13 protein-coding genes and 1 pseudogene are annotated in these 19,716 nt (G+C 56.7%); 2 read left to right on the top strand and 12 right to left on the bottom strand.

The annotated features are described in order from the left end of the window. Positions 1–8: 8 nt before the first annotated feature. The 4 genes and pseudogenes from P0D80_RS30550 to P0D80_RS30565 form a co-directional block, all read right to left on the bottom strand. Complete coding sequence (locus tag P0D80_RS30550) at positions 9–1,793, bottom strand: branched-chain amino acid ABC transporter ATP-binding protein/permease (RefSeq protein WP_408289408.1); 1,785 nt, start codon at positions 1,791–1,793, stop codon at positions 9–11. Beyond that, entirely contained in the window at positions 1,790–2,698 is a 909-nt protein-coding gene (locus P0D80_RS30555; protein WP_408289471.1) for a branched-chain amino acid ABC transporter permease, read from the bottom strand. Before P0D80_RS30555 ends, P0D80_RS30550 begins: the two co-directional genes overlap by 4 nt. Before the next feature lie 231 nt (positions 2,699–2,929). After that, positions 2,930–3,967 (bottom strand): annotated as a pseudogene (locus tag P0D80_RS30560) (ABC transporter substrate-binding protein); the annotation flags it as partial. Positions 3,968–4,030: 63 nt separating this feature from the next. Then, on the bottom strand, positions 4,031–5,242 hold the full coding sequence (locus tag P0D80_RS30565; protein ID WP_408289411.1) for a porin: 1,212 nt from the start codon (positions 5,240–5,242) through the stop codon (positions 4,031–4,033). A gap of 543 nt (positions 5,243–5,785) precedes the next feature. Here P0D80_RS30565 and P0D80_RS30570 point away from each other — a divergent pair. After that, entirely contained in the window at positions 5,786–6,562 is a 777-nt protein-coding gene (locus P0D80_RS30570) for an SDR family NAD(P)-dependent oxidoreductase (protein WP_408180338.1), read from the top strand. A 96-nt stretch (positions 6,563–6,658) separates the two neighbouring features. Here the strand turns inward: P0D80_RS30570 and P0D80_RS30575 are convergent, their stop codons facing one another. The 3 genes from P0D80_RS30575 to P0D80_RS30585 all read right to left on the bottom strand — a co-directional run bounded on the left by P0D80_RS30575 (position 6,659) and on the right by P0D80_RS30585 (position 10,239). Next, positions 6,659–6,922 carry a BON domain-containing protein gene (locus P0D80_RS30575; RefSeq protein ID WP_408180386.1) on the bottom strand — a complete coding sequence of 88 codons (264 nt, stop codon included), beginning with the start codon at positions 6,920–6,922 and terminating at the stop codon, positions 6,659–6,661. 586 nt (positions 6,923–7,508) lie between these two features. Next, a complete protein-coding gene (locus tag P0D80_RS30580) occupies positions 7,509–8,303 on the bottom strand; it encodes an IclR family transcriptional regulator (protein ID WP_408289415.1) in 795 nt (264 codons plus the stop codon). A gap of 175 nt (positions 8,304–8,478) precedes the next feature. Next, positions 8,479–10,239 carry an FAD-dependent oxidoreductase gene (locus P0D80_RS30585; protein ID WP_408289418.1) on the bottom strand — a complete coding sequence of 587 codons (1,761 nt, stop codon included), beginning with the start codon at positions 10,237–10,239 and terminating at the stop codon, positions 8,479–8,481. Between the two features lie 425 nt (positions 10,240–10,664). On the opposite strand from P0D80_RS30585, the gene P0D80_RS30590 reads away from it, so the two are divergent. After that, positions 10,665–11,318: an EthD domain-containing protein gene (locus P0D80_RS30590; RefSeq protein WP_408289421.1), complete on the top strand. Its 654-nt coding sequence runs from the start codon at positions 10,665–10,667 to the stop codon at positions 11,316–11,318. Positions 11,319–11,966: 648 nt separating this feature from the next. Here the strand turns inward: P0D80_RS30590 and P0D80_RS30595 are convergent. The 5 genes from P0D80_RS30595 to P0D80_RS30615 all read right to left on the bottom strand — a co-directional run bounded on the left by P0D80_RS30595 (position 11,967) and on the right by P0D80_RS30615 (position 19,660). Next, positions 11,967–13,310: an MFS transporter gene (locus P0D80_RS30595; RefSeq protein ID WP_408289425.1), complete on the bottom strand. Its 1,344-nt coding sequence runs from the start codon at positions 13,308–13,310 to the stop codon at positions 11,967–11,969. A gap of 261 nt (positions 13,311–13,571) precedes the next feature. Further along, on the bottom strand, positions 13,572–14,639 hold the full coding sequence (locus P0D80_RS30600) for a porin (protein ID WP_408289428.1): 1,068 nt from the start codon (positions 14,637–14,639) through the stop codon (positions 13,572–13,574). A gap of 256 nt (positions 14,640–14,895) precedes the next feature. Further along, positions 14,896–15,831, bottom strand: coding sequence for an ABC transporter permease (locus P0D80_RS30605; RefSeq protein WP_408180331.1), 936 nt, complete (start codon positions 15,829–15,831; stop codon positions 14,896–14,898). 89 nt (positions 15,832–15,920) lie between these two features. Next, positions 15,921–18,395, bottom strand: a complete 2,475-nt coding sequence (locus P0D80_RS30610; RefSeq protein WP_408180330.1) for an ATP-binding cassette domain-containing protein — start codon at positions 18,393–18,395, stop codon at positions 15,921–15,923. A 143-nt stretch (positions 18,396–18,538) separates the two neighbouring features. Continuing rightward, complete coding sequence (locus tag P0D80_RS30615) at positions 18,539–19,660, bottom strand: alkene reductase (protein ID WP_408289475.1); 1,122 nt, start codon at positions 19,658–19,660, stop codon at positions 18,539–18,541. Positions 19,661–19,716: the final 56 nt, after the last annotated feature.

Raw genomic sequence — 19,716 nt, forward strand, 5'->3', positions numbered from 1 at the left:
CCCTCCTTTTACGCTGCTTCAGCTTCGTCGACGCCCAGGTAGGCTTCAACGACTCGCGGGTTGGTCTGCACATCGGACGGCTTGCCTTCGGCAATCTTGACCCCGTAATCAAGCACTATGACGTGGTGAGATATGGACATGACGAGGTCCATGTGATGTTCCACCATAAGAATGCTTACCCCTTGCTTGCCTATGCGAAGCAAGAGCTGGCCAAGTTCGGCGGTCTCCTGCGGATTCAGGCCCGCTGCTGGCTCGTCAAGAAGCAACAGTTGAGGCTCAGTGGCGAGCGCGCGCGCCAGTTCGACCCTCCGTTGAAGTCCATAAGACAAGCTGCCGGCCGGTCGGCCCGCCAGATGACCAAGTTCGACTAGCTCAAGCAATTCGAGCGCACGCTGCCTCGTTATCTCTTCCTCGCGGCGAGCATGGGGCGACGCGACGATTGAAGCGAAGATACCGTTTTTCATGCGGCTATGACGCCCCAGCATCACGTTGTCGAGCACCGACAAGTCGGCGAAGAGCCGCAAATTTTGGAACGTACGTCCCATCCCCAACCAGCAAATGGCGTGGACCGGCTTACCGGAAATTTCCACCCCATTGAATTTAATGGAGCCAGAATCGGGTCTAACGATTCCTGTCACCATGTTTATCATCGTGCTCTTACCCGCCCCATTTGGACCGATGAGCGCGTGAATGTGACCGCGCTTGAGAGAGAACGAGATTTCCTGCGCCGGTTTCACGCCTCCGTAGGATTTCGAGACGTTCCCAACCGATAGCAACTCCTCGCCGCTCGACCGAGCGTTCCTCAGAAGTGTGGTCACCTGACTAGAAGGACGAGAATGCAGCGAGGAATTGTCTGCCGACGCTTTGCGAGCGAACAAACTCGACACCGTACCGACCACGCCATGAGGCATTGCATAGAGCGCGAAAAGTAATAGCAAGCCATACAGCACATGCTGAACCGACGGCCAGCGTGCAAGCAGCGCGTCCAACAAAGTCAGCATCACTGCGCCAACGACCGGGCCAAGCCTCGTTCCTGCTCCACCGAAAAGGACTAAGAGAAGAATGAAGATAGAAAGTTGAAACGACACGAAGTCCGAGTTGATGTATTGGTTTTGCTGGGCAACCATGGCACCGGCAAGACCGCACGTGATTGCCGCGATGACAAACGCGATGACCTTAGCGCGATACACTCGGACGCCCACCGCCGACGATGCAATCTCGTCTGCCTGAAGTGACAGGAATGCCCGACCGAATCGTCCACGCAAGAAATTGCGTAGCAGCAAATGCGTAATCGCACAAAAAGCGACCGCTACACAGACCCATTGTGCCGACGTCATTGGCTGACCGTTCCACTGAGGACCGCGTACTCCGTAAATGCCTTGAGCGCCTCCAAAAACATCGGTCCAGTCGCTCACCAACCGCTCGATAACAATCCCGAACGCGAGAGTGACCATTGCGAGGTAAGGTCCTTTAACTCGAAGTGAGGGCAATGCAATGAGCACGCCGCAGGCTCCGGCGACCGCCGTAGCGAGTGCCATCGCAATCCAGGGATGGAGTCCGGTCTGTGATGTCAGGAGCGCCGCCGCGTAGGCGCCGGCACCAAATAACCCTGCTTGCCCTAGCGACTTCTGGCCGGCAAAGCCAACCAAGACGTTCATACCAGCTGCGCACAGGTAATAGACGCACATCATGAATGCAATGTGCAGGTAGTAATCGTTCCCTACCGCCAGCGCACCGGCAATCAAGACGATTGCGATAGCGCAAACCGAAAGGATGTGTGAGTAGCGTTTCATACCTTCTCCACCAGTCTGCTTCCGAAGAGGCCCGTGGGCTTAAAAGCAAGGACGAGAATGACTACCGCGAACACCGCAATCTCACGCCATTGCGCCTGCCACAGATTGACGGTGGACTCAAACACCCCTAAAGCAAAGCCGCCAATGACGCAGCCCCGAGGGTTGTTGAGACCGCCAATCATGGCGCCTGAAAATCCCTTGAGGCCAATAGTCAACCCCATAAACAGCGACGCCTGCGTGATGGGAGCTATGAGGAAACCAGAAAGACCCGCCAACGCAGAGCTGACCACGAAGGCACCAATCATGACGGCGTTTGTGTTGATGCCCATCAGACTGGCCACGCTGCCGTTTGCTGCGACCGCACGCATCATCTTTCCGACCATGGTCTTTCTCATTACCAGGTCAAACACAATCATCACGGCTACAGCCACTCCGAGCAGAACCAATTCTTGAGGCCGCACACCCACACCCATGAACTGGACGACCGAATCTCCCACTGGGGATGGCACGACGACGGGCTTCGGACCCCAGATGGCAAGGCCGATACTTTCGAGAACTACTCCAAACCCCAGAGTGCTCATGACCCACGCCATCCCCGGCTTCCTCGCGAAGGGTCGAACGCCGAGCACATAGAGGAGCCATCCGAGGCCACCCATTACGACGAGGGCCGCAACCAGCGCCAGCAACTGTGCTGTTACGCTGGGAACCGCACCTCCGAAAGTGGTCGCCGTTACCGGTTTCCCCAAAAGCAAGAGCATTGCGCTCATGCCGATAAAGGCGCCAGCCGAAACAAACTCTCCATGCGAGAAGTTGAGCGTCTTGGTCGTAGTAAAGGTGATGCTGAATCCTAGAGACACCAGCGCATAAGCACCCCCGATAGCAAGGCCACTAATGAGCGCTTGCAAAAGCGCTTTCGAAGTATCCGCATTTTGAGGCGTCAGAATCGGAGCAACCCTGACGTTATCAACCGCTTTTTGACTCCTATAATCTACGGCAGTCAGAGAGGCAATGACAGCATCGGCGTAAGGAATCAACTTGCCATCTTTCCAATGAACCCAGACCAGGTCTTTCGCAACCAGCGCCTCGTGGTTTAGCTTGCTAAAGGGTTTGCTGTACGTCTTAAGCAGACCATGAACCGGAGCGTTCAGATTCTCGAGGGCGACTCGGACGTCAGAGCCGACGGTGCTGTGGGCCTGTTTGATGGCTTGCGCCAAAATCAACACCGAGTCGTAACCATGAAGCGCGAACGAAAAGGAGCTCGGTGCCTTCAATTGAGAGCCGACCCGTGCGAAGAGCTTGTCTTGCTCTGGCGTACGATTTTCGCTTACCGTGCGCAGGAAAAGGGGTTTCTCGGCTAGCGTCTTGCCTGCCGCGTCGTAAAAGGTGATGTTGTCGGCAGCCCAGGAGGTCAGGGTTCGCGGGTAGTAGTTGATTTTCTCCATGCTTCGCATGACTTGAGCGATAGGAGTGCCTTGTGCCCAGATAATGACTGTGTCAACTCCAGCAGCCTTCAGTTTATTGAGCTGCGACGTCATGTCCGTATCTCCGACGCCGAACTGCTCGGTACCGACCGGTCGGACACCCTGTAACTCGGCCATGGCTTTCATGTCGCGTAAGCCGCCTTGACCATATCCTGTGGTCTCCGCCATGAAGCCAACTTTTTGCGACGCCCCTGCGCTCTTCCTGACGTACGCCATCAGCGCAGCAATCTGCTCGCGGTCGACCATAGAAACACGAAACATATAGTTTTCTGCGCCAGCACTCATGGGCGCCGTGATGTCGGTGCCTGCGGAGACGTTATCGAGAACCGGAATCTTCTTCTGATTGACGATATGCTTCCATGCCATCGCATTGCCCGAGTTTGTTGGTCCGAAAACCGCTACAACGTTCTCGTTGTCAATCAGGTCGGACATGTTTTGAATGGACTTCGGTGGTTGCGATATGTCGTCTCGCACCACTAAGGCCAGCTTGCGACCAAGCAATCCTCCGCTCGCGTTGATGTCGTCAATCGCTGCCTGCATGCCAAGGACCGCAGCCTGTCCACTTTGCGCCGATGGCGATGCCGACAGGTCACCGTTGAAGCCAATCTTGACGTCTTGCGCTGAAACAGACGAAGCCGCCGCACTGAGGCTCAGAATAGCGAGTGCCACAGCAATGATACGAATTGCTCTCATGATGTCTCCAGCCCATTACCCCTGAATCACAACGGAACACTGGTCCCCTTGTGAGCTCGCTAACTAGAACTTGCTGACAATGCCAAAACTTACCGCCAGCATGGAGGGGCTCGCCCCGGGCGTACCTTGGAAGCTGTCGCCAATCGCAGGTGTTGCATTGATGACGGCGCCCGTTCCCGGGTTACCAAGCGTCTTGCCGGAGGCTCGCTGATACCCCTGGAGCGCGTAAAGACCCGTCCGCTTGGACAGAGCGTAATACTGAGACAGGACGACTTGATGATATTTGGCCGCGTCCGAGATGTTGTTCGCCTTCGAAGCCCAGGTGTAGCTATAGCCAATTGCAAGGTCCAGCGGCGCAGACGGCTTCCAATGGAGCACGCTTCCCGCAGTGTTCCAAACCGCCGTGTCCGTGAACTTCGAATTTATGCCGGGGATATACTGGACATTCGAGTACGCGAACGAAATGTCCCAAGCGTCATTGAAGATGTACCCGCCGTCGACAGCGAAGCGTTGTTGTGCTTGAGCTTGGTTGTAGCCATTCGTGATAGCCGACACTCCCTGCTGTCCGGAGGAATTCACGGCGGATTCAGCTCCGTAGGGGCCGCCACCAGGTGTGGAGTTATTGATTCGCCAAAACCCCGCTGCGAGACCTAAGGAGCCGCCCTTGTATTGAAGGCCAGCACTCCACGTGGACCCTTGATTCAAACTCCCCGGGACGCCTGCAGGCGCGTATTCACCGCTCGCCGTAAAACCATAGAGTGTCGGCGTCGTGTACACAATCGCACTGTTGGCCCGATAGTATGTGTCCAGTCCGTCGAGGTCGCCCGGATGGGAACCGTACCCGGTCTGATAAAGAGCCGGGACCCACGGTGCGAGCATCGTGTAATAGGCACTGTATTGCCGGCCGACTGAGACCGCACCATACGACTTATTGGACAATTCAATGCGCGACTGACGACCGAACATTGCGTTAGTAAATTGCTGTCCACCCGTGGCCAAATTGAAGCCAGACTCCAGAACGAAGAGCGCCTGTGTCCCGCCACCCAAATCTTCGGTTCCGCGCATGCCCCAACGACTGCCATTCCAAACGCCGGACTGCATCCGGACATTCGAGTGTCCCGGCGTCGTGGAGCCTAAAGTCGTCTGGCTGTTTTGATACGTGATGGACGTGTCGACGATTCCGTACAGAGTGACGGACGACTGTGCAAATACAGGCGCTACCGCGAGCCCTGCCACGGCCCCTAGTACGCATATGTGAAACGATTTGGTCAACATCAAATCTCCTGTGATATCGCTGAGTGCCCCGCTCTGTTGCGTCTGACCTAAATTCATCTCGCCCTATGTCAGACCGCCGGCAGGGTTCTCCTCCGGATGTCACGCAAGAATGCGAATGCGCTGAATCGGGCCTCTATATGGTTCAGGGAGGCAAGAAGCCGCTCGAATACCCCACAGGCGTCTTGTGCTAACCAAGGCCAGTAGTGTGCTGTTCAGCATCTGCGGGGCGACCTTCGATGAGCGAATACTACGTCACGAAATTATATATACGCCATATGTTTTGCATAGGTGCAAATACCTATCGAGGGAAAATTTGGGCGAGCAATCTTATGGGGTCAAACCGCCAAGCTCGTGCAGAGGCGGTTGTGCCCTCTTCCCTTGCGGCGTTCGTAAAAGGTTTCGGCAGGCGAAGTAGCGCGGATGTCGGTGCGATTTCTCAGCTATGGTAATTACACCTATACTACATTATATGTTAATGTGTAATATAGATTTGACTCAGCGTGGCGTCCTCGTTGCCACCCTAAAACACCCTAGGGAGAATGTATGTCGTTCAATCGCTCAATCGCCCCGTCTTTACTCGACGGCCGGCTCGCCCTTATCACTGGAGCAGGCCAAGGCAACGGACGCGCACTTGCGCTTGGACTCGCACAGGCCGGCGCAAAGGTTGTTGTCAGCGATATCAATCTCGTTCAGGTCGAAGAGACAGCGTCGCTCATCCGCGCGGAAGGCCACGAAGCATGGGCGTTCGAACTGGACGTGACCAATGACGAAACGTGTTACGCCCTTGCTGCGAAGGTTAGCAAGGAGATTGGCGAGGTTGACCTGCTCGTGAACAACGCAGGCATCATCATTCGGGAGAACTCGTCAAGCCCGAACGCGGCGAAGAACTGGAAGAAGGTTATGGACGTCAATGTGCAGGGCACGTTCAACGTGACACTCGCTTTCATGCCTGCTATCAAGGCTACAAAGGGCGTTGTCATCAACGTTGCATCTATCGCGGCCTATGCAGGACAGGGTGGCAGTCTTGGCTATTCGCCCTCGAAGGGCGCAATCAAGATGTTCACGCAGTCACTTGCCGCCGAGTTGGCACCGTTCGGCGTGCGAGTGAACGCCCTCGCGCCAGGTGTTATTGAAACGCCCATGACAGCGGCGACTCGTGATAACCCCACTCGTCTGGAGGCGTTCATGGCACGCATACCAATGGGTCGCGTTGGGCAAACCGAGGACCTCGTCGGTCCCACCGTCTTCCTCGCGTCCGATATGTCACGCTACATCACAGGCGTGACGCTGCCTGTAGACGGCGGTTTCCTCGCAATCTGACAAGTCGTCCAAAGAAAAAGGGTCCCGAAAGCGGGGACCCTTCAATGTGAGGTGGGGCCACCGCCCATTCACAACGTTCCAGCACCTCCTGTCGCCCTACTGTCCCGGAGACCGTACGGTAAGAACGTTCTTCACCGACGTAACGCCCGACACCCCTTTCGCAACCGCGGCTGCCTTATCGATGTCATCCTGGTCAGGCACCGAGCCCTCCAGAATCACTGCTCCACCATGTGCCCGGACCGTAATGTTGGACGCTGTGACATCCTTGGCCTTCGTTAAGGCCGCACGCACCCGCTTCTGGAGCGCGCGGTCTGCCGACTTGCTCGTTGGGACCTGACTTGCAGATTTAGCAGTTGACATCGTCTCGCTGCCCGACCCGCCCTGGGCACTTACGTTGGCCGATGCGATACCGATTGCCACGCCAATGACTACGCAAATTGTGTCTGTCGTCTTCACTCCATGCCTCCAAACCAACGTATGTTTTTAATTTCCGCGGACAAGCCCTTGCTGTAGGCTTTGCGTGACTCAGGTTCGCACCAATGGACCACTGTATCGCGTCCAGATATGTGCCCCAAAAGAGCGACCCGAGACAACGGTCTTCGACCTCACTGCATCGAACTCCAATAGTTGTAGCCCATCGACTAACGGGTTTCGAAGCCGCGCAACGGAGCCGCTGCGAACGGCACAATCTAGGGCTTTGTTCGCCGGCAAAGAGAATGTATGGCGGCAGAATACTTTCTGCTGGACCTCTCGCGCCAATTTTGATTGTTTGTAACGGCCAAGAGCACGTCATCACCCGAGGAGCCTCGTTCCGCCCGACGGCATGAGACGACAAGGGGCTTCGACAGGCGCGCCGGCAAGGCTATACAGCAACGGGGTTGTCGACTACAACGCCCGCGAGCGAGCGCCGAAGGTGACGGATAGCCGCGCCATGAGGTCTTCAACTCTATAAGGACGAGAGTTCGCCTGCGAGCGTCGTCAATAATCTAGCCGGCCCGCCGTCGCCGGAAATATCAAGGATGCCCGTCTTATCAAATGCGGTAATAGCGAGAACTATCCGACCCGACTGATTGAACACAGGAACGCTTAGGCTACTGACTCCGGGTATCGGCAATCCGTCCGCCCGCGACAGGCGCTTCTCTCGGACTTCGGCCAATAAATGCTCAAGCTCTTCAGGCGTCGGCCCGCTCCCAGCACCATGGCGCTTTCGAACGTCGCACATCAGCATCGGTTCCACTGTCCCCTTCGGCATGAAAGCCGCGAACGTTCGACCTGTACTTGTATGCGCCATCGACATAACCGCCCCGACATGCATGCCCGTATGCAAAGGAACCTCCGGGCTGACGTATTGAACCACGGTTGGCCCGCGGTCGTCCCACACCGCAACAAGCACGCCATATTTCGTTGCCTTCGCCAAATCCAGTGTGCGCTGGAAAGTCTCGCGCAGTGGCGACGTTTGAGCAAGCGCATGCAACCCGAAGGTCAAGGACAGAGCGCCCGGCTCGTAACGATGGGTCAACGCGTCGCGTCTGACGAGGCCCGTGCGCGTCAGGCTCACTAGATAAGTGAAAACCTGATTCATTGGAATATCGGTCGCGACGCTTAGCGCGGCCATGGACATTGGCTGTCCAGCATCGGCAAGTTGGCGTAATAGTCGCCCTCCGACCTCCATCGCATGGATACCCCGCTGCTCTTTGGCGGCGCCCGCAACCTGTCCCGTTAAACGTTCGTTCGCCCCCATGACGAACTCCTCCGGACCGTACGTCCTCTGGTGCGACGATTACCGCGCAGCCGTTGAGCCGGCTTTGCTACTGTAGAGAAATGCCGACTGACGAGGGCGCGAGAAAAAAAAGCCGCCTGGCACACCCTTCTCCACCACGGCAACACTCGCGCCTTGGAGCACCGTTACACGAACCTCAATGATTTACGACGGCAAGCTTTGTCATCGCCGTGTTAGCAACAAGCTCTTGTGTCAAATCGTCAGTCGCTGCGATTGTTTTCCCTGCGATGTAGCCAAAGGTCAGAGCAGGCCCCAGCGTGATGCCAGCTCCCGGGTAATTGCCTCCCATGATGCTGCAGGCATCGTTGCCAACCGCAAACAGCCCCTCTATAGGGCTACCCGTGGTGTCCAGGACGCGACACGAAGAGTCTGCATTCAGCCCAGCGAATGTCCCAATATCGCCAATGCGGATTTTGATTGCATAAAACGGACCCTTCTCGATAGGGGCAACACACGGGTTCGGCGAACGGAGCGCATCACCCTGGTAGCGGTTGTAGGCTTTGCTGCCCTTTCCGAAGACTGGGTCGCGGCCTTGTTCAGCCTCCGTGTTGAACGCGCGCACGGTCTCTCTCAGGCTCAAACCGTCAACACCAATCTTGCTAGCCAGTTCCTCAATCGAAGATGCCTGGGTAAGGTATCCAACACGCAGATATCGACCAATCGGCATCGGGAATGGTGCAACACTTCCCAGACCATATGTGCGTAGCGTTTTGTGGTCGCAGATGAGGTGGGCCGAAATTTCTTCACCTGGAGTCGATGCCTTGACCAAAGCCTGCACAAAATCGTGATAGGAGTTGCCCTCATTCGTAAAGCGACGGCCATCCCGGAGCACGGAGATGACACCTGGCTTTGCACGGTCAATGAAGTGAGGCATGATGCCGGTCGAGCCATCTTTTCGCGTCAACGTCGAAACGGGAACCCAAGCGGCGGCGTTCGGGAGCGTCGTTGACACCTGGCCGCCTACCGCCTCAGCCATGCGAAGCCCGTCGCCAGTGTTGCCACTCGGCGATGGCGAATAATGCTCGTTGCCAGTCGGTGCGTGCGGAAAAAGCTGCTTACGTCTTTCGATGTCGTACGGGAAGCCACCGCTTGCCAGCACGACGCCACGACTGGCGACGACCCTCACTTTGGAACCGCCCCGCTGGAGAAGCGCTCCCGTCACGCGACCATTTTCCTTCGTGAGGTTTATCGCCTTCGTGTTCAGCCAGAGTGGCACATTCAAGTCCATCAATGATTTAGTCAGTCGTCCGGCCAACGCATTCCCGTTGGTCAGAGTCATGCCACGGCCATACTTGATGACGTCGGCAAAATGCTTTGAAAGACGCTTCGTCACGTACCACGCGGACTTGACGGACTTCGTGACCCGCATGAAGTGGACAATCTCCTTGCCCGAACCAAGCATCATCCCAAACACGGTCAGCTCGGGCAGAGCCGGAGCAAGGTCCTTGATAAGGGCGCCGAGCTCTCTACCATCGAACGGCCGCGTCACCATTGAGCGCCCGCCCTGCGTTCCGCCTGGCGCCTCGGCATGATAGTCAGGAAACACGAGTGGCATATCGAAACGGACCGCGGTCTTCGAAGTGAAAAAACTAACGGCTTCGGGTCCATTCTTAATGAAAGCGTCGACGCGCGCGCCATCGAAACTTTCGCCGGCCTCGTGCTGCAGATACGTGCGAGCGGCACCCTCCGGCTCGTGGATGCCTTGCACCTTGGCGAGCGCAGTGTTCGGAATCCACAGCCAGCCGCCCGACCTTGCCGTCGAGCCTCCGAACTTCGGTTCCTTTTCAATAACAAGAACCTTCAGTCCTTCCAAGGCGGCCGTAATTGCGGCTGACATTCCGGAACACCCCGAGCCGACGACAAGTACGTCGCAAAAATATTCGCTGTCCTGATTCATCGCGCACCTCCAAAAGCGAAGACGCGGCAAGCCAGTGCGCCCTCAGTCTGTCTTTCCCAGTTTCCACTGGCATACAACCATGATACGCCACAATTAAATATGTGCCACTTTGTTTGCATAAGTACAATCCCTAGCGGTTTCCACACCCCCGCAACGCACTCGAAGACTGGACTTTTGAGATAACATTAAAACAGGCGATTTTTCACATATGCAGTATCTGTATGCGTGTATGCAATCTCGCATTGACGTCCCGCGGCCGAGCGGCTGCACCGCGAAAGTGTCCCTAATGCTGACCTCTACGAAGCGCGCTACGACCTGGATTTAGCGTCTGCTGCGCGCAGCGTGGAAGGGAAGTAATTGGTTCGATGAACCGGTGCACCATATGGCGGCGCCATTTCGAACCAAATCTCAACGATGGAGACAGTATGATTAAACGCATGACGCTGCTTGCACGCAAAGACGGGACGTCAGTCAGCGACTTTCGTGCGTACTGGGCCGGCTGCCATGCCGAACTCGCTCTCTGTATGAACGGCATCTCCAGCTACACGCAGAACCGGGTAGACAAGGTTCTCTGGCAGCTGTCCGATGACGACGGCTGCTTTCAGGTTGATGGTGTAGTCGAACTATGCTTTGAAAATGAGAACGTCATGCACGAAGCACAATCATCGGCAGTCGGCAGCAAGTACATCCCGGAGGATGAGCCAAACTTCCTGCGTGGATGGTCCTTGTGTGTCGTGGAAAACGACGAGGAGCAGACGGAGCCCAAGGGGGTCAAAGTTATCGTTCTAGCGGTCATGAAAACCGCTGCATCAAAGTCGGACCTCAGAATGGCAGTCAAGGATGCAAACGACGCTCAAAGGTCACCTGCGAGACTCGCTTTCAACTGGACAAGCCGCACAGCCAGTAGGGAGCGGCTTTGGTCAGAGCCAAGCCCCCCAGATGCCCTCGTCTCGCTCTGGTTCGAGAACGTTGCTGATGCTCACGCGGCTTTCGAATCTGGCGGCCGTTATGAGCGGGCACTTCTTTCCGTCAGTGACCGCGCCGCTGCATATCTCATCAATACGCTGGTTGTGAAGTAAGCGGCCCTTCGGTCCTTAGCGGCGAATGCCCTCGCAATAGCGACGCACATTCGCCGCGATGTGCCAGGCTCGAGCCGTCCGTTCCGTGCTTGCCTGCTCGAACCACTATCACCTCCTTCCGGCCTTTCCAATCTGGTGAATAACGGACCTTGCGTCGCGCGCAAATTGTTCAAGGCTGGCAAACAGTGAATTCGGCACACTAGGGTTTTTACTTACTCCAAACGGTCATATAGTTGTGCAACGGGTAAGCGACCCGCGCTCCCGGCAACTTAAAAGGACCGCCCTTCATGAAGTTTCAGCTTTTCGCTGCGGCCATCGCATTGTCAGTCAGTGTTTCGTGCCTTGCTGCGGAACCTTCGTCCCAGTTGACCCGAGCCTAGGTTGTTTCTGAACTGGAAGCGCTTCACCGGGCTGGCTATTCGCCCCAAGATTGGGTGCACTACCCCGACAATATTCAGGCGGCAGAGCGCCACGTCCAGTCTGAGCGCGCGAACAACCAGTTCGAAAAGAAACCCTGACTCGCGCAAACACCAGACATGTGTTGCCTCGTGCTGCGGCTCGGTGACGCACCGGCTTCGTCACCGTGAAAAAGGCTATGGCGGGTCACCGACATTCGGCCACCCGCCTGCGGCAGACGCGCCGCCTCGGTTACGTTTTTTGCAGATGAACCGCGCCTTGTGAGCGGAGCGCGTATGCCATTACTCCACAGCTAATGGCGAGAAGAACCGCGATGAAGTAAAAGGCGTTACTCATACTGCCCGTGTAAGTCTTGATGAGGCCGATGAGATATGGCGTAATCATTCCGCTCGACACCCCCACGCTGCTGACCATCGCGATGCTGGCAGCAGCGCCCGACCCGCGAAAAAATGATGACGGCACCGACCAGAAAATCGGATGTGCTGCGTACACGAAAACTGCGCAGACCGTCAGCAGTGCCATCGACAGGGCGAAACTATTGTTGTGCACCGTCAGTAACGCAAGCGCCACAGCCGCCCCGAGCGCGCATACGATGAAATGCCACTTACGCTCGTTGTACTTATCCGAATGGCGAGCAATGACTATCACACCGACGGCACCGATTGCGTTCGGAATGGCCGAATACAAACTGATTTGGACAATGTCCTGAACGCCAAACTCCTTAATCATCGTCGGCATCCAGAACAACAGTAGAAGGATTGCCGACGTGAGACAGAAGTACACAAATGCGAAGAGGTAAACGTGCGGGTTGCCCAAGGCTTCGCGGAGTGAGTGGCCGGCTTTCCCAACTACTCCTTCACGCGACAGCACATCTTCCAGCCGGCGCTTCTCGTCTGAGGAAAGCCACGACGCCTTCGCGGGGCCATCCTTCAGGCAAAACAGCGCAATCAGGCCCAGGAAAATCGCTGGAGCGCCCTCAATAGCGAACATCCACTGCCATCCGTGAACGCCGTGAACGCCGTTCATGCCCTTCATAATCCATCCGGACACCAACCCGCCAAGCACACCGGCAACGGCTACGCCGGCATAGAACACGGACAGCGGTTGTGCGCGCCGACGCGAAGGAAACCAGAACGTCAGATAAAACACGATGCCTGGGAAGAATCCGGCCTCGAAGACGCCGAGGAGGAATCGAAGCACGTAGAACTGAGTGGTGCTCGAGACGAATACCATCAGGACTGACACCGCCCCCCAAAGAAACATAATTCGCGCAAACGTTTTTCTCGCCCCAAATTTATGCAGGAGGATGTTGCTGGGAACTTCGAACAGCACGTAGCCGCAAAAGAAGAAAACGGCCCCCAGGCTGTACATCGCGTCCGTCAGCGACAGGTCGTGCTTCATCTGCAACTGCGCAAAACCGATGTTGTTTCGGTCAAGAATGGCAACCACATAGCAGATGAATAGAAACGGGATGATTCGCAGCGCCACCTTTCTGAAAAGGTGGTCATCCGCCGCAGCGACAGAGGGCTGGTCCGGCGGTAACGGAACAGCGTGGACCGAACTCGGCATAGTCATGGGTGAACTCCACAGCGCAGTTAATTTCCATACGCCGGCGAACCCGATAGACACATCGAAGCAAGCGCCGCCGCAGCATCGCGGAAGCAATCGCACCGTGGTACGCTCGTCACCCGCGATTTGATAATAACGTTAGACTTCGCATATGTATAATTATCGTTTCTACCTATCGCTGTGCTCGACGTTCCGGCGAGCCGGATGTCGCGCCCCGCGAGCCACCACTACGCGGGCTCGCGAGCTCGGGCTACGCCATGCAATCTTTTAGAAGTAGTGCATCATGCCGAAGTAGCCACCTTGCTGATTGTGGCCCGGAAGCGGCAACTGGTCGGCCGTCTCAACAGGAAACGCTGCGCTGCCACCGTTGAACATGGCGCCGAACGTTGCATATAGGAAGGTACGCTTGGAAAGGTTGTACGTCGTGCCGACGACGCCAAGATTGCCACTTCCGCCGCCGTGATTGACGTTGCCGTGGAACCACGCGGCCTGGAACGCCAAGGCGGCGTTGACCTGATATGTTGCGCCAAGCCATTCTTGCTGGTTTCGGGTCGCGCCGACGGGGTTCGTAGCATCAACGACCGTGTCTTTTCCCGACGAAACCAGTTGTTGGTAGCCCGTGTAGAACTTGAGCGCACTCAGCTGATAGGTCGCACCAGCCATATATTCGCGCGAGGCACTGTAGAGACTTGAGAATTTACCGTCTGCATCGCGGATTTCTTCGTAGACGCCGTAGGCGTTGAACCCACCGATGGAATAGGTAGCGCTCGCGCTAAATTGTCGTCCTCCGCGAAAATTCCCTGCCTCATTGCCGAACCCGTTTTGCAGGCGAAACGAGAAACCAGACCATTTCGGCGAGTTATACGTCACCGTGTTGGCTCGCGAGCCCCACGCGCGACCCTTCGCGAAGTTGGCAATGCCTGTCGCCTGTTCACCGAAAGGGTCGATGTAAAAGCCGGTTTCATCAGTGAGACTCATCACGCGGCCGGCCCAAAGACTGCCGTAGGTCTCATTCGCCAGCCCGACGTAGGCGTAGCGGTTGAACAGACTGGAATCTGGTAGCGACCCCGTGCCAGCCGTGAACATGCTTTCAAGGTTGAACACCGCATGAAACCCGCCTCCGAGGTCTTCGTCGCCTTTCAACCCCCACCAGCTAATCCCGTACTGATTGCTACCGAATCGATAGTTGTTCTTCGATTGACCATCAGCCGTCGCCACATTCGACACAAAGTCGAGGCCGGATGCAACACGCCCGTACAAAGTCACACTGCTTTGCGCGTGCGCGTTGCAAACCGCCAGAACCGTCAGAACCGCAACAGCGATTACCCTTTTCATTTCGTTATCCTTAATATCGAAAAAGAATCTCCAGATTGCCCTCCGACCTCTAAACGGGCCGGTGCAATCACCTCTCCAGCTCAACTTCTCAAATGCACCAACGGCATTCGACAAGGAACGCGGACGCACGTAAATTCCCGGACGTCTGCGTTTATCTTCTTAATCCGCTATGCAATCGCACTAATCTGCAATTCGCCCTTCGGCCGTCACGGAAAAATAGGCGTCATCCTTACTGGATAGGGCGCGCCTGAGCATGTCAGCTCTTGATGGCACGGAAGGTGCGCAGCGCCGCCGGGAGATAGCGCACCGTCGTCGCAAGGAGGATGGCGCAAGCTTGAACAAGCAACTGAACTGCCGTACCTGCTCCGAGCGCAAGCACCATCTGACCTAGTTGGGCCATGAACAGCGCCGCGACCGCGCTAGCAATAACGCTCCCCTTGCCTCCAGTGAACGGGGTGCCACCAACGACCACTGCGGCGATGGCTGGCATCAGATAGTCGTTACCAGACGATTGAGACGCGCTACCGATAAATCCGGCGAGCAGCATGCCCGCAGCAGAAAAACAGACCGCCGACGCTACGTACGCACCAATCTGATATTTCAAGGCCCGCACACCCGCCGCTTCCGCCGCTCGTGGATTGACACCGACAGCGACAAATCGACGCCCGATGCCTGTTTTCCGCGTTATGACCCACGCTGTAATTACGAAAGCGAATGCGAATAGCACGTTCGCCGGAAGGCCCACAATCTGTGCGTGTGAGATGTTCTGCATGATGGGCGGAACGTTGACCGGCACGTTACCGGTAAGGGAACGCACGGCGCCGATAAGCAGCGCATTTACGGCCAGCGTTGCAACAAGCGGCGTAATTGCGAGTCGCGAGACCAACGCTCCGTTGACCATTCCGACGAGCGCGCCAACACAGACCGTGAATATCGCAGCCAGGGCTATCGAATCAAACCCGAAGCCCGTCCTGGCCATGAGAACGCCAGCGAGGGAAACCATTCCCGTCGCCGACATGTCGAGACCTCGCTGTTGGATGACGAGGGTCTGGCCAGTGGCGACGATTGCCAGGATGCCAGCGAACGGCAGCATCGCCAGAATCGAGCCACGGGTCATGGTGCCAGGCGCGACCACCGCACTGATTACGAACAGCAGCACGAGCCCAACCCAAATCCACGAGAACTCGCCCATGGCCGGATGCACCTTCGGGCGCGGTAGCTGTGGAGTCTGATGTGGGAGATGCTGAACCGCCTCAGCGCGATTTTGAGTCGTTACATTTCTCATTTTGCCACCGCCATTTCTCTGCTCTTGGAATAGAGGGCTACCGACGCGAGAATCATCCCGCCCAGCAGATACGACTGCCACGAGTCGCCAAGGTCAAGGAACGATGTAACGACGTTGACCTGAGTAATTAGCAGCGCACCTAGCAATGCGCCGATGAATGACCCGCGACCGCCGAACAGGCTTGCTCCGCCAATTACCACCGCTGCTACGCTTGCCAGAGTGTAGTTGCCCCCTGCACTCGGGTCGCCTGAGCCAACTTGAGCCATCATTGGTACCGCAGCAACGCCTGCAAGGAGCGAGCACCCCATGTACGCAGTCAGCAACGTGAGGTGCGGACGCACGCCGGCCATGCGCGCCGCTTCTGCTCTGGACCCTACCCCACGAAATGCCAGACCAAGCCTCGACCGGAACAGTCCAAATTCCAGTGCGAGCGCGACAATACCTGCGAGAATCGCGATAACGGGCACGAAACCAAGTTGGGTACCGATTCCGTCAACGATTGAATCTGCAATAAGTCCCCCCGGGATTGGCCGCAGCAGAAGTGATACAGCCTGAAGAGCCATATATGTGGCGAGCGTCGCAACCATCGGATGCAACCGGAAGGGGTCCACGAGCAACCAGTTGACGAAACCGACGCATGCGGCAACCACAAAAACGATAATCCATCCCTCTATCTGCTGGCCGAACGGCGCTCCGTCGTTGAGAAAGAAAGACTGGATAACCACCATCAGTCCCATCAGTGGCCCGACCGAGAGGTCGATACCGCCGACAAGCATGAGTGCCTGCTGTCCATACGAGACGATTGCGAGGGTCGCAACCAGCGCGAGCATCCCGCTCAGGTTACGAGTCGACAAATATGTTTCGTTGACATGCGTCGCGTAGACGCCAAGGATGCATATAACGAGGGCGAGCATGACCAGCGGCGCCCAGTCGCCCGCCGCCCATTTCCAGAACGAGGAGATGCTAGCCGAGCCTCGCTCGCGCTCTGTTGTGGCTGTCAGAACCGCGGAGGTGATGTTGCTTTCGCTCACCCCGCCGTCTCGCAATTCCTTGACGATATGACCTCGCGAGAAAATGTGGACGCGGTCGCACAAGCCAGCAACTTCCAGCGCGTCAGACGACACCACAATAACTGCGGTACCAGCAGCAGCGGCTTGCCTAAGCACCTTGTAGATTTCCATCCGTGCGCCGATATCGACCCCCTGCGTGGGTTCATCGACGAGCAGCACCTTCGGTTTGCTCGCGAGCACACTGGAGAGAACGAGCTTTTGCTGGTTGCCACCCGACAACGAGCGGATTGGAGTCTCGATGGTTGGCGTCTTCACAGCGAAACTCGATACGGCTTCTCTCGCCCGACGTCCCTCACTCTTTGGACGTACCAGACCACGCACGGTGTCGAATGACAGACTGCGCAATGAGAAGTTTTCGCGGACGGACAAGTCGCCGAAAATACCTTCGCGGTGACGGTCGCCCGGCAGGTATCGAATATCGCTGCGTGTTGCGGCCTGCGAGTTCGTCAATGAGGCACTTTTCCCGTTGACGGTGACGCCACCTCGACTCTTGTTCAAGCCGGCGAGCGCACGCATGAATTCCCGCTGACCGTTTCCATCAATCCCGGCCAGGCCGACGATTTCCCCTCTCTTGACCTGCAAAGAAACGTCGGAAAAGCCGGTGCCTCGCAATCCGACAACATCGAGAACGATTTCTGCGCGTCCGCCAGTAGCCTTGGGCGGAAACTCCCGGTCTAGTGCACCGCCCACAATGAGCTCGACAATCTGTTGCTCACTCAGATTTGACGCATCGTAGGTGCCCTGACCTTGACCATCGCGGAGCACGGTGAGGCGGTCTGCAATCTGCTGCACCTCACGTATCCGATGCGAGATATACACGACAGCGCAACCGCCTGCGGTTACCTTCCGGATGCGCTCAAAAAGCCGCTTCACGTCCTCGGCCAGCAGATGCTCCGTCGGCTCATCCAGCACCAGAACTTTCGGGTTAGTGGCGAGCGCCTTAACAATCTCGACGATGAATCGCTGCTCCGGATTGAGACTAACCACTCGCTCGGAGGCGTCGATTTCGACGTCATCGCTCCACTGCTCGAGCAGTCGTTGCGCCCATGCCGTGGTCCGCAGGAGCGACGGACGTTGAGCTTCGGATACACCGAGATAAAGATTCTCCGCAACGGTCAAATCAGGCATCAAGGCAGGTTCTTGACGCACGATGGCAAGCCCAAGCGTCCGGGCTTTCTCGGTATCGCCTTTTGTTTCCACACCATTGATTACAACGCGCCCTTCCTCCGGGAGCAACGCGCCTGAGGCGACGGCCATCAGGGTTGATTTCCCTGCGCCGTTTTCGCCGACCAGACCATGCACCTCTCCGGCGGCTACTTCGAACGTAACGTCGTCCAGTGCCTTAACGCCAGGGAAGACCTTCGTTATGTGGCCTACCTGCAGTGCTATCTTCGTTTCCATTTTCCTCTCCTGCCCCTACCTAATTAACCCGCGACTAGGCTGAAAGTTTTTCAACCTTTGCCGACACGGGCACGGCAACTCCCGACTGTCAGTTCCTCAACCCGTAACCACCACCGGTGGAACTTTTCCTGTAGAAACGCCAGTTAATTGGATGCCGAGGTTGACTCGAGTTCCTCGGTGTATGCCGGATAGTCGGCATATCCTTTTTCGCCTCCTGTGTAGAGAGTCGGCAAATCGACCGGACTGAGCGGCCATCCGTTGCGAAACCGCTCGACGAGGTCAGGGTTAGAAACAAAAGGACGTCCATAACCTGCCAGGTCAATGAGTCCGAGCTCGACAAGCTCCTCTCCGGCTTCCTGGTCGAGAGCACCGGTCAGAATTAGCGTGCCCTTGTAGGCGTCGCGAAACTTTCCGAGAAACTCCCTTTCGATACCAGCACCAGTGAACGCTGTCTGGTCACTGAGATGGACATAGGCGAGGTTCCGCCTGCTCAATTCGTTTGCCAACGTCAGCCACGTGTTCTCTTCGTCATCAAAAGGCTGCATGTCATAGAGTCGGCCGAACGGGGATATCCGGATACCAACGCGGGAGCTGCCGATTTCGGTCGCCAAAGCGTCGACGGTCTCGAGGGTGAAACGCAGCCGATTCATGGTGCTGCCGCCATACTGGTCGGCGCGTTTGTTGAGCGCTCCGTTCGTGAACTGGTCAAATATGTAGCCGTTCGCGCCATGAATTTCGACGCCATCGAACCCAGCCCGCATGGCTTCAACGCTAGACGTGACGAAGTCAGAAGTAATGCGTGCGACTTCGGCTGTTTCGAGCGCGCGCGGTTGACTTGCCTGAACAGGGCCCGGTTCGCCGCTTTCACCGTAGGCATAGCAGTTACTGTCTTGTGCGGCGACTGAAACTGACGAGACGGGAGGTGCGCCGTCTTTCTGCAAACTGGAATGGGACATACGGCCAACGTGCCACAACTGGACAAACATCTTGCCGCCCTTGTCATGCACAGCTTTCGTAACCGCCTTCCAGCCATCAATCTGCGCGGGCGTGTAGATTCCGGGCGTGTAAAGATAGCCGGTACCCTCCGCCGAAATCTGCGAGCCTTCACTGATAATCAGCCCCGCGCCAGCCCGTTGGCCGTAATACAAGACTGTTTGCGCGTCAGGCGCCGTGCTTCTTGCACGACATCGTGTCATGGGCGCCATGACTATACGGTTCGCCAGTGGAATATCACCCATGTCGTAGCTATTCAATAGTGGGCTCATCTCAATTCCTTCGTTCGCTTTGACTGAATATCTGGTCACTCCACGCACGTCGTATG

This window comes from Paraburkholderia sp. RL17-373-BIF-A, from assembly GCF_046030175.1.
In the GTDB taxonomy this organism is placed as follows: domain Bacteria; phylum Pseudomonadota; class Gammaproteobacteria; order Burkholderiales; family Burkholderiaceae; genus Paraburkholderia.

What these genes read in the sequence shown, in the direction of transcription:
- P0D80_RS30600 (WP_408289428.1), bottom strand. Translation starts at nt 14,639, where the DNA reads ATGAAAAGGGTAATCGCTGTTGCGGTTCTGACGGTTCTGGCGGTTTGC.
- P0D80_RS30585 (WP_408289418.1), bottom strand. Translation starts at nt 10,239, where the DNA reads ATGAATCAGGACAGCGAATATTTTTGCGACGTACTTGTCGTCGGCTCG.
- P0D80_RS30615 (WP_408289475.1), bottom strand. Translation starts at nt 19,660, where the DNA reads ATGAGCCCACTATTGAATAGCTACGACATGGGTGATATTCCACTGGCG.
- P0D80_RS30565 (WP_408289411.1), bottom strand. Translation starts at nt 5,242, where the DNA reads ATGTTGACCAAATCGTTTCACATATGCGTACTAGGGGCCGTGGCAGGG.
- P0D80_RS30570 (WP_408180338.1), top strand. Translation starts at nt 5,786, where the DNA reads ATGTCGTTCAATCGCTCAATCGCCCCGTCTTTACTCGACGGCCGGCTC.
- P0D80_RS30575 (WP_408180386.1), bottom strand. Translation starts at nt 6,922, where the DNA reads ATGTCAACTGCTAAATCTGCAAGTCAGGTCCCAACGAGCAAGTCGGCA.
- P0D80_RS30590 (WP_408289421.1), top strand. Translation starts at nt 10,665, where the DNA reads ATGATTAAACGCATGACGCTGCTTGCACGCAAAGACGGGACGTCAGTC.
- P0D80_RS30550 (WP_408289408.1), bottom strand. Translation starts at nt 1,793, where the DNA reads ATGAAACGCTACTCACACATCCTTTCGGTTTGCGCTATCGCAATCGTC.
- P0D80_RS30605 (WP_408180331.1), bottom strand. Translation starts at nt 15,831, where the DNA reads ATGGGCGAGTTCTCGTGGATTTGGGTTGGGCTCGTGCTGCTGTTCGTA.
- P0D80_RS30610 (WP_408180330.1), bottom strand. Translation starts at nt 18,395, where the DNA reads ATGGAAACGAAGATAGCACTGCAGGTAGGCCACATAACGAAGGTCTTC.
- P0D80_RS30580 (WP_408289415.1), bottom strand. Translation starts at nt 8,303, where the DNA reads ATGGGGGCGAACGAACGTTTAACGGGACAGGTTGCGGGCGCCGCCAAA.
- P0D80_RS30595 (WP_408289425.1), bottom strand. Translation starts at nt 13,310, where the DNA reads ATGACTATGCCGAGTTCGGTCCACGCTGTTCCGTTACCGCCGGACCAG.